Consider the following 14,457-nt stretch of genomic DNA (forward strand, 5'->3'; position numbering starts at 1 on the left):
CTTAGTTGAAGAATCGCAGGTCGGAGATCGTCTCGCTGGCCACCAAGGCGACGTAGAGGTCGGCGACGACCAGCGAGCCGAGCGTGATCAGCGCGTACCGGCCGTGCTGCTGGTTGAGCTTGGAGACCTGCCCCCACATCCAGTAGCGGACGGGGTGCTTGGAGAAGTTCTTCAGCCGCCCTCCGACGATGTGGCGGCAGGAGTGACAGGACAGCGTGTAGATCCAGAGCAGGATGACGTTGGCCCACAGGATGATCGTGCCGAGACCGACGCCGAAGCCGCCGTCCTTGCCATGGAACGCCAGGATCGCGTCATAGGTGTTGATGAGCGAGATGACGAACGCGGCTATCCAGAAGTAGCGGTGCAGGTTCTGGCCGATGAGGGGGAAGCGGCGTTCGCCGCTGTACTTCTTGTGGGGCTCGGCCACCGCGCACGCGGGCGGCGAGGCCCAGTACGAGCGGTAGTAGGCCTTGCGGTAGTAGTAGCACGTCAGCCGGAAGAGCAGCAGGAACGGCAGCGACAGCGCCGCGAACGGGATCCAGCCCCGGGTGCTCTCCGGCAGGAACGTGCCGAACTCCGCCGCGTCGCCCGTGTGCCCGTTGACCGTGACGTTATTGCAGATCTCGTTCACGCAGGGCGAGTAGAACGGCGTGAGGTAGTGATACTCCGGGACGAAGAAGGCGGCTCCCCAGAACGCCCTGATGGTCGCGTACACAACCCACGCGGTGAAGATCACGAATGTGGTGATCGGATAGATGCGCCAGTTGTCCTTGCGGAGCGTACGTTCCTTGATCTGGGCGCGCTGCTTGCCGGGCGCCTCCACAGTGCTCATCGATCGCTCTCCTGAGCTCGGGTCATCGGGGTCCCCGTACCACGGTTGAGCGCACCCATGCCGCCGCCCGGTCACGGCCGTCGCGCCCGGCCGCGGGCAACGGGAGGCGGGCGTCGAAGCAGACGGTGACGCCTCGTGTGCGCTTCCAGCGAAGCGACCCTACGCCACCAGCCTGGCACTGTGACACACATAACAGCCAGGCCTTGATGTGACCCTGACCACAGACCTTGGACCGTCCATCGTGCTGGTCACGGCTGTGCAGCGGTTATGGCCACGCGGAATCGAGACGAGCGCGAACGGGCATGGCGGAAGCCGTGCCGCCACGGCCACTACGGACCGCTACAGCCGATGCGGCCGCTAAGGCTGCCCTAACCGCCGATGGTGCGCTGGAAGTGCGCTTCGGCATCGCCCGTACGTCCATTGCCGTACACCCGGAGGACCTCGGCGAGCTCGGGATGGCCGGACTCGATGAGCCCGGCCGCCTCCTCGATCTCCTGTGCTGAGGCCGCGGCACGAAGCAGCGCTTGCAGGGCCCGTACGGGTGACGCCTCGTTCGTACGCGCCACCGGCTCGGCCTCCGCGCCACCGCCCGTCCGGACCTGGGACGTCGTGGTCGCCGTCTCGGCGCGGATCCGCTGGAGCCGTTCCGTCAGCTCGTGCGGGGGCCACTGATCGAGCCCGGGGTCGGCGGCGAGCTCCTCGACGGCGAGCAGCCGGTTGATCACGGCGGGATTGCTGATCTTCGCGCGCTGGGCCGACATGAGCTGCGACAGCATGGGCGCCGACAACCCCAGCACACCGGCCAGCCCGGACTGGGAGAGGTCGAGGCGGTCGAGCAGGCGCCGGAACCGGTCGCCCAAGGGCTCCCCGTACCACTCGGTCTGCAACGCACGATTCCGCACCACGGTGTCCTCGGCCACGCTCACGCTAACCCCTTGACGATTCGCACTTGCAAACACTAGCTTTCCGTATGCATAGAGACGAGGTCCTACGAAGCCCATAGTGCCATGTACGCCATGGTTTGCATATGCGACAGGAGAACCCCCATGCAGTTCAGACGACGCGCGGCCGCCGTCGCGGCCTCCGCCGCGCTGCTCACCGGCGGGCTCACCGGATGCGCACTGCCCGGTGACGACGAGGACGGTGGCGGCGGCAACGGCGCTGGCGGTGGCGGTGGCGGCGGGAACGGTGTCGCCGCCAGGTCGGTCGGCAAGGGCGACCCCAAGGTGGTCGACCCCAGCAAGCTCGTGGTCAAGACCACCGCGGACTCGACCCTGGGCAAGGTCGACCTCGGCATCGCCGGCCTCACCGTCCGCGGCAGGCTCGCGCACCTGATCGTTTCGCTGACGCCCCATGTCCCGCCGGGCCGCCCCTCCCCCACGCTCTACCGCCTCAACGGCACCAACGACGCCTCCCTGCTGGACACCGTCAACCTCAAGCGCTACGTCGTCGTCAAGGACTCGGGCGGCAGCCAGCTCGGCCCCGGCATCCACGACGACCTCAACAACGACGCTCCCAACACGCTGACGTTCACCTTCGCCGCACCGCCCGAGAACGTGAAGGCGGTCGACGTCCAGATCGGCAAGTTCCCCATCTTCCGAGACGTCCCGATCGAACGATGAACCGATCACCGAAACCCGCCACCATGGCCTCCGCCGCCGCCCTCGCGGTCGCGCTGCTCGTCACGCTCGGCTCGCCCGGCATGGCCGGCGCGGCCGAGGCTGATCCGGTCGTGCCCGAGACCAGCCTCCGGCAGTCGACCTTCGACCTGAATACGGCCGAAGCGACGCTCGACGTCCGGGCGGCCGAAGCCGTCTTCGACATCCGGCTGGCCGAGTCGATCCAGCCGCTGGAGGACGAGCGGATCGAGGGCGGCAAGGTGACCGTCCGCCTCTCGTCCGACGTGCTGTTCGACTTCAACAAGGCGACGCTCACCGCGGCGGCCGAGCGCCGCATCCGGCAGCTCGCGCCCCGGTTGCGCGGCTCGACCGGTACCGTTCAGATCTCCGGGCACTCCGATGCGATCGGCTCGCCCGCCTACAACCTCGTGCTCTCCCGGCGGCGGGCCGAGGCGGTCAAGGCAGAGCTGCGCCGCGTGCTCGGCGGCGCGGACGTGACGATCGACGCCGCGGGCTTCGGCGAGACCAGGCCCGTCGCCCCCAACAAGATCGGCGACAGGGACAATCCCGACGGCCGCGCCAAGAACCGGCGCGTGGACATCACCTTCCACAGGGGCTGACGATGCGCACTCCCACCCTCCTCACCGCGGCCCTGGGCCTCACCCTGGCGACCACGGCCTGCGGAGACTCCCCGGACAGGCCGGCGGACGCCAGGGCACCGGCGACCACGGCGGCACCGGCGCCCGAGCCGACGTCCTGTCCCCACGGCGGACAGCTGATCAAGGCCGTCGAGATCCCCGCCGTCCACGCCGATCCCGTGCACATCCCCGAGACGACGATCAGCGGACGGACGATCCCGGCCGTCACCATCCCCGCCGTGGACATTCCCGCGCAGCGCGTCCCCGCCCAGTGCGTCGACATCAGGCCCGCGCCGGGCGGCTGCCTGAGCGGGGCCACGATCCCGGCGGTCACGATCCCCGGCGCCCGTATCCCCGCCGTTGAGATCCCGGGCGTGGACGCCGACGGCATCAAGGTGGCCCCGGTACGGGCGGAGGCGGTCGTCGCAGATCCCGTCAAGGCGGACGCGGTCTCCGCCCAGGAGGTCTGCCAGGTCGTGCCCAAGGACGGCGGCACGGCCTACGGCGTGACCCGGTACGGGATCACGCGCTATGGGATCACCCGCTACGGCATCACGCGTTACGGCATCACCCGCCACCGAGCCTGCAACGCCAAGAACGAATGCGTACCGCGCGTGGACGTGCCCCGCATCGACGTTCCGCGCGTGGACGTCCCGCGGGTCGACGTTCCCCGCGCCGACATCGAACGGCGCGAGGTCGGCCAGAGCGAGCTGCTCAAGGGCAAGGACTCCATCGCCTACAACATCAAGGCCGACGTGCTGTTCGATTTCGGCCGGGCCGACGTCAGGCCCGCCGCCGCGGCCGAGCTCGCCAGAATCGCCACCTCCGTCAAACGGGAGGTCCCCGCCACCGCCGTGATCCAGATCGACGGCCACACCGACGACAAAGGCGACGACGCGGTCAACCGGCGGCTCTCCGAGCAGCGGGCCCGGGCGATCGTCGAATGGCTGGCGGCCAAGGGCGGCATCGACCGTTCCCGCCTCAAGGCCACCGGCTACGGCGAGACCAAACCGGTCGCCGCCAACACCAAGCCCGACGGCTCCGACGATCCGCAAGGCCGGGCCAAGAACCGGCGAGTCGTCATCTCCGCCCAGCAGACCTGACAGGTTCCCCATGCAAATGATCACCACTCGCGCGCCCGTCCTGCTGGCCGCGCTGACGATCCTGCTGACCGCCTGCGACTCGGGCGGCGGAGGGTCATCGACATCCTCCACCGCTTCCACCGCGCCCACCACCGCGAAGGCACCGCCGCCATACAGCGGCGCGCTGGTCAAGGAGGCCTGGTCGGGCCTGCCGGCGTACCGCTCGCGGGTCGAGATGAAGCAGATCGAACGGTACGGCGACCATTCGGTGCTGCGCTTCTACGTGACCAACCTGGAACAGACGCCGAGGAGCATCACGTTCGCGCTCGGGATGGTGCCGTCGGGCAACCATGACTTCAAGCTCATCGACCCGGTCGGGCACAAGGCCTACTTCCCCCACTACGACGGCGCGGGCGACACGGTCGGCAGCCGGACGTGGCCGACGTCCCACGTCTCCGGTGTCCGCTACGAGACCCTGCTGCACTTCCCGCCCATCCCGCAGAACGTGCGGACCCTCACCGTTCTCACTCCGAGCACCGCCGGCGAGTTCACCAGCGTGCCCGTCGTCGACGGCACCGGCTCCGGCGGTCCGGTCGCGCCTCGCGCCTCCTCCGAGCCCGCGCCGGGCAGCACCGTCTCCTGGCCGATGCGCGGCACGACCGGCAAACCGGCGGACGCGGTGGTGGACATGTACGGGCTGACCGAGAGCGAGGTGAAGTCCCGCAGCACCACCGGCAACGAGGAGAAGATCGGGCTGCGCGCCGACGTGCTCTTCGACTTCGACAAGGCGACGCTCACCCCGGGTGCCAAGCAGATCCTGGACGACGTGGCCGGCGAGACGCGCGCCAAGGCCGACCCCGCCAAACCGCCGATCGTCATCACCGGGCACACCGATGGCAAGGGCAGCCACGACTACAACCAGCGGCTCTCCGAGCAGCGCGCCCAGTCCGTGCTCAAGGAGCTCCAAGCCCGGCTCGGCACCGACTACCAGTACCGGGCCGAAGGAAAGGCCGCGACCCGGCCCGTCGCCAAGGAGGGCGGCACCGACGACGAGAAGGCCCGCGCCCGCAACCGCCGCGTCGAGGTCGCCTACCAGATCAAGCAGCGGACGACCCAGACCACGGAGACCACCACCCGTGCGCCCCAGGAGGGCACGACCGGCGGCGGCGTCCCCGCCCCGTTCCACCCCGCCGACGGCGGCACCATCGCCACCCGCACCATCGAGGGCACCCTCTTCGGCGCCAAGGTCAAGCGGCGCCTGGACGTGAAGCCGTTCTACCGGGACGGCGCCTACCTCGTCGTCGTCTTCGAGATCACCAACCTCGGCCCCGACGACCTGGTCCGCCCCGTCACCGGCTACACCGGCAAGAACGGCGGCGCGTTCGGCTCGTTCGGCGTCGTCGACCCGGTCAGCAAGACCACCTACAAGAGCGTGCGCCTCGGACCCGACGACGGCACCGTCACCCGCCGCTACGCCGACCAGGACACCTCAGTGCTCAACGTCAAACCGGGCACCACCAACCGGGGCTTCTTCTACGTACCCGCCCCCACCGCCAAGACGGTCACGCTCGACGCCGGTGAGTTCGGCCAGATCCCCAACCTCCCCGTCCCCTGACTCCTTGTCCCACTGCCACCGCCCTGTCCGCCGGACGGGCCCGGGGCTGCCGCCGCCAACTCCGACTTGGCGGCGGCAGCCTCGGCTCAGGCGCCGGTGCTCGGGGCGGGGGGCGGGCCGAGGTGGTCGAAGATCTGCAGGGGCTCACCGCCGAGCGTGCGGACAGGGAAGTCGAGCGAGAGGCCGCATGCGGCCAGAGCGCCGCGGGCGGCGTCGGCGGAAGGCGGCCGGTCGCCAGGGTCGTGCGCGCACAGGCCGGTCACCAGATCCCACAAGTTCCGGGGCACGCCCGGAGGCGCGGCTCCGATCGGTTGCCGTACCTCGGGGTCCCCTGCGCCCGTGAGCATCCGCCAACAGACCATGCCCGCGGCATAGAGGTCCTGTGGGGGGCCCGGACGATTCCAGTCGAGCACCTCAGGCGCCATATATCCCGGCGTTCCCACGGTGAACCCCGTCGTCGTCAGGCGCATCCCGTCGTCGCCGAGCGCGATGCCGAAGTCGGTAATGCGGATCTGTGGCGCGCCTACGGGACTGGGTTCCAGGAGCAGATTGCTCGGCTTCACGTCCCGATGGACCACGCCGACCGCGTGAATGTGGCTCAGCCCTGCCAGCAGTTGGTCGAGCACCTCCGCGGCGTACGCGGGCGGCAGGCGCCCGTAGTCACCGAGAAGCGTCTCCAGCGACCCGCCCCTCACCAGCTCCATCGCCAGCAGAACGTCATCGTCGGCCGGGTACCAGGCGTACGGCGTCACGACATGCGGATGCGCCAGCCGCAGGGCCCGCTCGCGCACCGTCCGCAAGATCGCCGTTGGCCCCTCCCTGCGGACCAGCTTGGCCGCGCAGTACTTCCCGAGCTGCCGGTCGTACGCGCGCCACACCCGGCTCGTGCCGCCCGCTCCGATCCGGTCGAGCATGGCGAACCGCTCGCCGATCACCCACCCCGCTGTCACGCCCCGATCGTACGGAAGCCACCGTCTCTCCAGGCAGATCACCGAGCCTTCGCAGCTGCAAATGCGGAGCGGTCCACAATGTTGGATCACCGTGTCAACAGATCGGGTGTTTCGCGCATCCAACATCAGAGGCGCCGTCACCATGCGGCGCGCTGCATAAACTGGCAAACCCCGCATTCACGACAAACCTCGCCCCTGTGGGGCCTGCCCGAGACGGAACCGGATGAGCGACAAAGACCCCCGCAACGAACACCTCACGGGGGACACCGCCGCCCAAGGCGGGGACAGCCCGGGTGAGCACGCCCCGGACGAGGGCGCCCAAGGCGACAGCGCCCAGAGCGGGGAGGCCCAAGAGGCGGGCGCCCATCGTCGAGGCTCCAGGCGCAAGCCGAGGAGCCGCAAGCAGAAGATCCTGCGCGGTACGGCGATCGGAGCCGCGGTGATCGTCCTGACCGGCGGAGCGGGAGCGGCCGGGCTCTACTACGACCTCAGGGGCGACATCAGCCAGAAGAGCGTCAAGGACCAGCTCGGCACGGACCGGCCCGCGAAGCTCAACAAGTCCCTCAACGTCCTGCTGCTGGGCTCCGACACGCGGGAGGGCGACAACTCCCGCTACGGGGCCGGGATGCTCGGCGCCCGCTCGGACACCGCCATCCTGCTCCACCTCTCGCCCAACCGCGACCAGGCCATGGGCATCAGCTTCCCCCGCGACTCGATGGTGAAGATCCCCGAGTGCAAGAAGGAGAAGGGCGGCACGGTCCCGGCCCAGTTCGGGATGCTGAACGCCGCGTTCGCCTTCGCGGGCCCGACCTGCACCTGGAAGACCCTCGAATCGCTGACCGGCATCCACATCGACCACTTCGTGCAGGTGGACTTCTCCGGGTTCAAGCGCATGGTGGACGCGCTCGACGGCGTGGAGATCTGCGTCGACAAGCCGGTGCACGACCCGCGCGCGGAGCTCTCCCTCAAGGCCGGGAAGCAGACCGTCAAGGGCGACCAGGCCCTCGGCTACGTCCGCGCCCGCTACTCGCTCGGCGACGGCGGCGACCTGGGCCGGATCGAACGCCAGCAGAAGTTCATGGCGTCGGTCGTCGACAAGGCGACCAGCGGCGAGGTGCTCACCGACCCCGCCAAGACCTACAAGTTCCTCAAGGCCGTGACCAAGTCGGTGACGACCGACGACGAACTCGACCTGTCCACGATGAAGAAGCTCGCCGAGGGCCTGAAGGGCATGAGCGCCGGGCAGGTGCGGTTCGTGACCGTTCCGGTGAAGGACTACCCGCCGGACCGCAACCGCGTTCAGTGGGACATGGACCTCGCCAAGCCCATGTTCGAGGCGATCCGGCACGACAACGACCTGCCCGCCGCGCCGCCGCGGAAGGCCGCCAAGGCGGAGCAGGCCGTCGCGCCCGACAAGGTCAAGGTGACGGTCGTCGACGCGGGCGGGAAGCCCGAGCTGATCGACCGCATCGTCAAGCAGCTCGGCAAGCGCGGCTTCGACGTCGCCAAGAAGGTCGAGAAGGGCTCCGCGAGCTCCACCAGCCGCATCACCTACGCACCCGCCGCCGAAGGGCAGGCCACGGCGCTGGCACGGGTGGTGCCCAACGCGGAGCTGACCGCCGACGGGAAGGCCCCGGCGGGCGGCGTACGGCTGGTCATCGGAGAGCAGGGCGTTCGCCTCGCGCCTGACCCCGCCGCGTTCAACAACATCCGCGGTGGTGTGAAGCCCGGCCAGAACCTCTGCGAATAGCGACTCCGCGCGACCCGCCGCGGTCAGCGTGGGAGAGACGCGCAGTCGGTTTCGTCGGGGAGCAGCGGGCGTGCCGTGAGCGCGTAGTGGCGGCTTTGGCTGGCCCAGTGGGTCTTAGGCGCGCTCTCCAGGAGCTGGCCGATGGTCGCGGCTTCGGAGCCTGCATGAAGGGTGCAGGCTCCGGGCGACAAGGAGTGCAGCGGCCAAGGACGGATCTGCGGGGCCGGGCTGGTTTGCGAGGCCGTGCCCGTGTCGTTCTTGGGAACCTCATGTGCCAGCAGGGCGATGCGGGTGGGCTGGTACGGGCGGGCAGGGCCGATCAGGTCGCTACGGGACGGTTCGCCCTTGCTCTTGCCGAGGGCCAGCCGCTTCAGCAACTGGTCGATCAACCACACCCGCGGCCCCGCGGCTCCGGACTCCAGGGTCGTGACGCGGGGCCGCCCGTTCGCCAGGAGTGTGATCTTCGTTGAGCCGCCGTCCAGGACCTGCACGTCGCTCTTGATGACACGGGCGTCGCCGAGGCCCGCCAGCCGGGCGTCGCGGTAGATCTCGCGGTAGGCACGGTCGGTGAGGCGCATGTCTCTGACCAGCTCCCGCGCGGGCATCCGGTCAAGGTCGAGCGAGGTGACGATGAGCCGACCGTCGCCGTACAGGGACAGGTCCGGAACGGGGCGTGCGCCGGCGGGTCCCATGCCTGCCGTGAACCGCACCCGCAGCACGAGCGCGTTCGGGTCGCGGGGCGGGTCCGGTGCCCACCACAGGCGCAGATGGCCGACCGCGAGCACGCCCGCCGCCATGAAGGCGGCGAGGGCCCCGGCGATGATGATCCGCCGCGTCCGCACTGACACGCGGCTTGGACGACGCCTGTGCCGTGCCGGTTCCCTAGCAGCCGAAATCGATGCGCAGGAAGCTCCGGTAGTGGTTCGCCGTGTAGTACATGCCCTTGTGGCCCGCACTGCCTGCGGCGACGATGCGGCGGGCGCCACGGGTCGGTGACCCGGGGGTCTTCACGGTGTACTCGCGGTAGAAGCCGCGCGGCTGCTGGGGCAGCAGGCCTTCGCGGTTGTAGAAGATCGCGCCATCCTTGGGATAGGGGAACGGACCACCCCTGTCGATCAGGCGGACGGTGTCACCGGCCTCCCTGGGGAGCCTCGATTCGCAGATCGCCTCGATCGCGGCGGCGAAAGTCGTGGCGGAAGCCGTGGACGCGACGACGCTGGAGTACCCGGCGGCGGATGCCGTTTCCACCGCCGTGCCGGAGAGCCCGGCGGCGAGCAGCGGTACGAGGAGCAGCGAGCGCGCGGGACGGCGTGGGCGGGACGGCTTGGGCGGGGGACCGGGTCTGGGCGAGGGACCGGGGGCCGGTGAGGGACCGGGCTTGCGCGGGCGGGCGGCGACCATGGGTCGATCCTGCGTCGCGGGACCGCCCTCCGGTCAATACGGACCCGATCAGTTCATCAGAAATTGACGATCTTGTGAGCTGGATTTCGGCACAGTCAGCGGATTCGACGGCGGCCGACGACGAGCAATATCTCGCGAAGGGCGTCGGCGGCGTGCCGCATGGCCTCCTCGGAGACGCCGCCCAGCACTTCCTGATGGGCCCGGCCGGTCACCTTGAGGCCCGCCTCGGCGGCGCGCAGGCCCTCGGGAGTCAGCCGTACCCATCGGCTGCGCGCGTCGTCCGGGTCGGCGTCGCGTTCGACGTAGCCCTCCTTGGTGAGCCGCTGCAGCACGTTGCTCGTACCGCCCGACGTCAGGAGGAGGGCGCGGGTGAGCTCGGTGGGCTTGAGGCGGTACGGGTCGCCCGCACGGCGGAGCGCGACGAGCACGTCGAACTCGGCGTACGTGAGGCCCAGCTCGGCGAGTCCGGCGCGCATCGCCTGCTCCAGCACGTTGCTGAGCCAGGCCGCCCGCTTGCTGAGCTCAAGGGTGGCGATCGTCGCCGGTGGCAGGCCGTCCTCCACCCATTTGGGCACGAGCGCGTCGATGACGTCCAGGTTCTCGGCTTGCGGCACGTCCAGAGGATACTCGGCCGGATGGATTGCTTTTCGAAAAGCTTTCTTCTAACCTTTCGAGCATGACATCAGTCCTTCTCCGGGGCGGCGTCGTCATCGACACCGACCCCTCCCCCACCGTGCTCGGCGTCTCCGACGTGCTCGTCCGGGACGGGGTGATCGCGGCCGTGGGTCCCGCCCTGCCCGCCGAGACCGGCACCGAGGTGATCGACGCGAGCGGCACGATCGTGCTGCCGGGATTCGTCGACACCCACCGCCACACCTGGCAGTCCGGGATTCGCGCGATCCTCCCCGACAGCACCCTCCCCGCGTACCTGGAACGGGTCTTCTACGCCATCTCCCCGCGCTACGAGGCGCGCGACGTCCACGCCGGTGTGCTCGGCGGCGCGCTCGAATGCCTGGACTCCGGAATCACGACCCTGCTCGACTGGTCGCACATCCAGCACACGCCCGCGCACACCGACGCCAACGTCGAGGCGCTCAAGGCATCTGGCATCCGGTTCGTCTTCGGCTACGCGTATCCGGTGACGGGCGACGCCGGCACGATGGCCATCGAGGCCCGCCGCGTCCTGCGCGAGCACTTCGGCGACGACCGGCGTTCCATGGCGATCGCCGCGTTCGGCCCGGAGATCGCCGGAGCCGAACGCGGCGTCGCGGAGTGGCGGCTCGCCCGCGAACTCGGCCTGCCGGTCTCCGCCCACATGGGCGGGCGCGACACCGAGAGCGCCGAGCGGGGCATCGCCGTCCTCGAACGCGCGGGGCTCCTCACCCACCCGGCCACCTACATCCACGCCAACCACTACGCCGACGAGGCGTTCAAACGGATCGCGGCGAGCGGCGGCAGCGTCTCGGTGACACCGACCAGCGAGACCATGCTGAACATCGGCTACCCGCCCACCGGCCGCGCCCGCGCCGCGGGACTCCCCACCTCGCTGAGCGGCGACACGGTGGCGAGCGGCCCCGGCGACATGTTCAGCCTGATGCGCGCCGCGTACATGTTCGAGCGTGTCCGGCCGGACGGTGCGGGCCTCGGCTTCACGACCCGCGATGTCCTGTGCATGGCGACCATCGAGGGCGCTGAGACGCTGGGCCTTGGCGACGTCACCGGTTCGCTGCGCCCGGGCAAGCAGGCCGACCTCGTCATGCTGCGGACCGACACCCTGGGGATGGCCTCGGCGCATGATCCGATCGCCGCCGTGGTCCTGTGCGCCGACACCAAGAGCGTCGACACGGTGCTGGTCGGCGGCCGGATCGTCAAGCGCGGCGGCCGCCTCCTCGGGCACGACATCCCCGCCGTGCTGGCAGACATCGCCGAGTCCGCGGCGCGGGTCGGCAGGTAGGCGGACCGGCTGACAACTCGGAGGTGCCGGAAGACGATCGCGTGGCATGCTGGCGAGGTGGACGAGCCGGACGACAATCACGAAGCCGTGTTCTTCGAGATCTCCGAGACACTGACGCCGTTCCTGCCCGCGTCCCGGCGGCGCGCACGGCAGCGGATCGCCTACGACGGAACGTCGACGATCGGTCACCTGGTCGAGGCCCTCGGCGTTCCGCTCCCCGAGGCCGGGCCCATCACGATCGGCGGCACCGCGGTCGAGCCGTCGCACCGGCCCGCCGCGGGTGACGTGGTGCATGTGGCGCCGATGCCCCGGCCGCAGCCGGTGCCGCTGGAGCCGGGGCAGGAGGCACCGCGGTTCCTGCTCGACGTTCACCTCGGCACGCTGGCCCGCAGGCTGCGGCTGCTCGGCCTCGACACCGCCTACCACAACGACATGGACGACCCGGCGCTGGTCGTGCAGGCGAACGAGGAGCGGCGCGTCCTGCTGACCCAGGACCGCGGCCTTCTGCGGCGGCGGGCGCTGTGGCTCGGCGCGTACGTGCGCGGCTCACGGCCCGACGACCAGCTGAGCGACGTGCTCGACCGGTTCGCCCCCGCGCTGCGGCCCTGGACGCGCTGCACCGCCTGCAACGGCGTGCTCGTCGCCGTCGGCAAGGCGGAGATCGAGGCGCAGGTCAAGGCGGGTACGCTCCGTAACTACGACGTGTACGGGCGCTGCGGCGACTGCGGCCAGGTCTACTGGCGCGGGGCCCACGGCGGGCATCTGGAGGAGATCGTCGAGAGGGCCTCCCGGACCGTCGCGGCGGCCGGAGCCTGAGCCCGGCGGCCGGAGAGGTGATGACCATCAACGTTGTCGTAGGTGCCGCGATCATCCGGGACGGCCGCCTGCTCGCCGCCCAGCGGGCCGAGCCCGCCGAGCTGGCGGGCGGCTGGGAGTTCCCCGGCGGCAAGGTCGACCCGGGCGAGTCCGATGAGGACGCGCTGGTCCGCGAGTGCCACGAGGAGCTGGACGCCAAGGTCGCGCTCGGTGAACGCGTCGGCGGCGACTGGCCGCTCGGCACCGGGAGCGTCCTGCGCGTCTGGACGGCCGAGATCGTCGAGGGCGAGCCGTCGGCCCTGGAGCACCTGGCGCTGCGCTGGCTGGGCCTGGACGAGCTCCACGAGGTGGAGTGGCTGCCCGGTGACCTCCCGGTCGTCGAGGCCGTCACCGCCTACCTCCGCTGACGTCCCGCCGCCGCTGACGTCCGGCGCCCGGCGTCCGGCGTCCGGCGTCCGCCGGCGGCGCTCGCGTGGGCGTTCAGGTCAGGAGACGCGGTTGGCCCCGGCGTAGTCCGAACGCTCGGAAAGCTTGGAGATCTTGACCACGTCGCCGGTCTGCGGGGCGTGCAGGTAGTGGCCGCCGCCCACGTAGATGCCCATGTGGTGGAGATCGCCGCCGAAGTAGACCAGGTCACCGGCGCGCAGCTCGCCCTTGCCGACCTTGCTGCCGAGGTCGTAGAGATCGCCGGTGTAGTGCGGGAGGCCGGACTTGCCGACCTTCGCGTACGCCCACACGACCAGGCCCGAGCAGTCGAAGCTGTTCGGGCCGGCGGCCGCCCACACGTACGGGCTGCCGAGCTTGGTGAGGGCCTTGCGCGTCATCTTGGCGGGCAGGTCGGAGCCCTTGATCACGGCGGTGTACCCGGACGTGGGGTCCTTGACCCGGGTGGTCGTCAGCTTGTCCAGCTGCTCGGTGACCTCGTCCACCTTGGCCTTGGCGGCCGACCTGGCCTTCCCGGCGTGGGCGGCGGCCTGCCGAGCGGCGGCGTTCTTGGCCTGCGCGTCCCGCTGGGCCTTGGTGGCCTGGTCGATCCGCGCCTGCAGCGCGTTCACGACGGAGGCCTGGTTCTGGGCCAGGTACGCCGAGGCGGCCAGCCCTTCGGTGCCGCCGCCGGAGGCGGCCATCAGGTCCGGGCCGCCGGTCATGTAGTTGTTGGCGGCGAAGCGGCTGAGCTGCTCACGGGCGGGAGCGGCCTGGGCCGCCAGGGCGGCGGCCTGCCGGGTGGCGTCAGTCAGGGCGTTCTTTGCCTTGCCGAGCTCGACCCGGGCCTTGTTGTACTGCTCGGTCAGCCTCTCGGCCTCGGTGTTGAGGGCGTCCAGCTTCTTGCGCAGCTCGCTCTCGGTGGGCTTCCCGGTGGAGGTCGGCTTCCCGGTCGAGCGGGGATCCGGTGTCGGGGCCGCGGGCGCGAGGGCGGCGGCCCGTCCGGGAACGGCTGGAGCTGCCTGTGCGGGGGCGATGGCGGTGCCGATCGCGATCACCGCGGCGGCGGAGGCCGTGGCGGCGACGGGCACGACGAAACGGCGCCACTGGGGGTCCGGTACCAAACCGGGGTTCTCCTCTCCTCGTCCGCCTACCGGGTTAGCTGACGGGCTCGGGCCAGGAGTCGCCCTACCGCGTCGCGCGGACGCGGATTCGCCCCGGGGGTTGGGTCCCCGGCTCCCCGTGAGGGGACTCGGCGGTCCGGCCGCCGCCCTGGGCAGGACGTCGAGCGGCCGGAATTCGCAGGAGCGTACAAAGGAATGGCAAATTACGCCAAACCGGACACCGTGGCGTCCAAGTGATCAGGAGACCTTCACC

Annotated in this window: 15 protein-coding genes and 1 riboswitch; of the genes, 8 read left to right on the forward strand and 7 right to left on the reverse strand. The window is 70.4% G+C overall.

Translation table 11 applies throughout. From position 1 onward, the window contains the following. Window position 1: 1 nt before the first annotated feature. Window positions 2–832 carry a hypothetical protein gene (locus ABD333_RS21025; protein ID WP_344543352.1) on the reverse strand — a complete coding sequence of 277 codons (831 nt, stop codon included), beginning with the start codon at window positions 830–832 and terminating at the stop codon, window positions 2–4. Window positions 833–1,200: 368 nt separating this feature from the next. Further along, on the reverse strand, window positions 1,201–1,758 hold the full coding sequence (locus tag ABD333_RS21030) for a helix-turn-helix domain-containing protein (protein ID WP_344543354.1): 558 nt from the start codon (window positions 1,756–1,758) through the stop codon (window positions 1,201–1,203). A 120-nt stretch (window positions 1,759–1,878) separates the two neighbouring features. Here ABD333_RS21030 and ABD333_RS21035 point away from each other — a divergent pair, with 120 nt between their 5' ends. The 4 genes from ABD333_RS21035 to ABD333_RS21050 are packed head-to-tail and all read left to right on the forward strand — an operon-like array spanning window position 1,879 to window position 5,786. Next, complete coding sequence (locus ABD333_RS21035) at window positions 1,879–2,454, forward strand: hypothetical protein (RefSeq protein WP_344543356.1); 576 nt, start codon at window positions 1,879–1,881, stop codon at window positions 2,452–2,454. Continuing rightward, the gene (locus ABD333_RS21040; RefSeq protein WP_344543358.1) at window positions 2,451–3,071 is read left to right on the forward strand and encodes an OmpA family protein; all 621 of its coding nucleotides are present in this window, start codon (window positions 2,451–2,453) and stop codon (window positions 3,069–3,071) included. The genes ABD333_RS21035 and ABD333_RS21040 overlap by 4 nt, the downstream gene beginning before the upstream one ends. Window positions 3,072–3,073: 2 nt before the next feature. Next, entirely contained in the window at window positions 3,074–4,192 is a 1,119-nt protein-coding gene (locus ABD333_RS21045) for an OmpA family protein (protein ID WP_344543360.1), read from the forward strand. Window positions 4,193–4,208: 16 nt separating this feature from the next. Beyond that, window positions 4,209–5,786, forward strand: coding sequence for an OmpA family protein (locus ABD333_RS21050; RefSeq protein ID WP_344543361.1), 1,578 nt, complete (start codon window positions 4,209–4,211; stop codon window positions 5,784–5,786). An 86-nt stretch (window positions 5,787–5,872) separates the two neighbouring features. On the opposite strand, the gene ABD333_RS21055 is transcribed toward ABD333_RS21050, so the two are convergent. Further along, complete coding sequence (locus ABD333_RS21055) at window positions 5,873–6,736, reverse strand: serine/threonine-protein kinase (RefSeq protein WP_344543363.1); 864 nt, start codon at window positions 6,734–6,736, stop codon at window positions 5,873–5,875. Between the two features lie 223 nt (window positions 6,737–6,959). Between ABD333_RS21055 and ABD333_RS21060 the strand changes: the two genes are divergently transcribed. Further along, window positions 6,960–8,486, forward strand: a complete 1,527-nt coding sequence (locus ABD333_RS21060; RefSeq protein WP_344543365.1) for an LCP family protein — start codon at window positions 6,960–6,962, stop codon at window positions 8,484–8,486. Between the two features lie 23 nt (window positions 8,487–8,509). Here ABD333_RS21060 and ABD333_RS21065 read toward each other — a convergent pair whose 3' ends face one another. The 3 genes from ABD333_RS21065 to ABD333_RS21075 form a co-directional block, all read right to left on the reverse strand. Then, window positions 8,510–9,334 (reverse strand): hypothetical protein, encoded by an 825-nt coding sequence (locus ABD333_RS21065; protein WP_344543367.1) that lies wholly within the window; start codon window positions 9,332–9,334, stop codon window positions 8,510–8,512. A gap of 34 nt (window positions 9,335–9,368) precedes the next feature. After that, entirely contained in the window at window positions 9,369–9,887 is a 519-nt protein-coding gene (locus ABD333_RS21070) for a guanyl-specific ribonuclease (protein ID WP_344543368.1), read from the reverse strand. A 95-nt stretch (window positions 9,888–9,982) separates the two neighbouring features. Then, window positions 9,983–10,501 (reverse strand): MarR family winged helix-turn-helix transcriptional regulator, encoded by a 519-nt coding sequence (locus ABD333_RS21075; RefSeq protein ID WP_344543370.1) that lies wholly within the window; start codon window positions 10,499–10,501, stop codon window positions 9,983–9,985. Between the two features lie 62 nt (window positions 10,502–10,563). On the opposite strand from ABD333_RS21075, the gene ABD333_RS21080 reads away from it, so the two are divergent. The 3 genes from ABD333_RS21080 to ABD333_RS21090 are packed head-to-tail and all read left to right on the forward strand — an operon-like array spanning window position 10,564 to window position 13,064. Then, window positions 10,564–11,841 (forward strand): amidohydrolase family protein, encoded by a 1,278-nt coding sequence (locus ABD333_RS21080; protein ID WP_344543372.1) that lies wholly within the window; start codon window positions 10,564–10,566, stop codon window positions 11,839–11,841. Between the two features lie 57 nt (window positions 11,842–11,898). Next, complete coding sequence (locus ABD333_RS21085) at window positions 11,899–12,657, forward strand: Mut7-C RNAse domain-containing protein (protein ID WP_344543374.1); 759 nt, start codon at window positions 11,899–11,901, stop codon at window positions 12,655–12,657. Between the two features lie 20 nt (window positions 12,658–12,677). After that, window positions 12,678–13,064 carry a (deoxy)nucleoside triphosphate pyrophosphohydrolase gene (locus ABD333_RS21090; protein ID WP_344543376.1) on the forward strand — a complete coding sequence of 129 codons (387 nt, stop codon included), beginning with the start codon at window positions 12,678–12,680 and terminating at the stop codon, window positions 13,062–13,064. Window positions 13,065–13,142: 78 nt separating this feature from the next. Here ABD333_RS21090 and ABD333_RS21095 read toward each other — a convergent pair whose 3' ends face one another. Next, complete coding sequence (locus ABD333_RS21095; protein ID WP_344543378.1) at window positions 13,143–14,204, reverse strand: C40 family peptidase; 1,062 nt, start codon at window positions 14,202–14,204, stop codon at window positions 13,143–13,145. A gap of 7 nt (window positions 14,205–14,211) precedes the next feature. After that, window positions 14,212–14,348, reverse strand: a riboswitch (cyclic di-AMP (ydaO/yuaA leader). Window positions 14,349–14,457: the final 109 nt, after the last annotated feature.

Origin of the sequence: Actinomadura fulvescens (assembly GCF_039533225.1) — a bacterium.
Taxonomy (GTDB): domain Bacteria; phylum Actinomycetota; class Actinomycetes; order Streptosporangiales; family Streptosporangiaceae; genus Spirillospora; species Spirillospora fulvescens.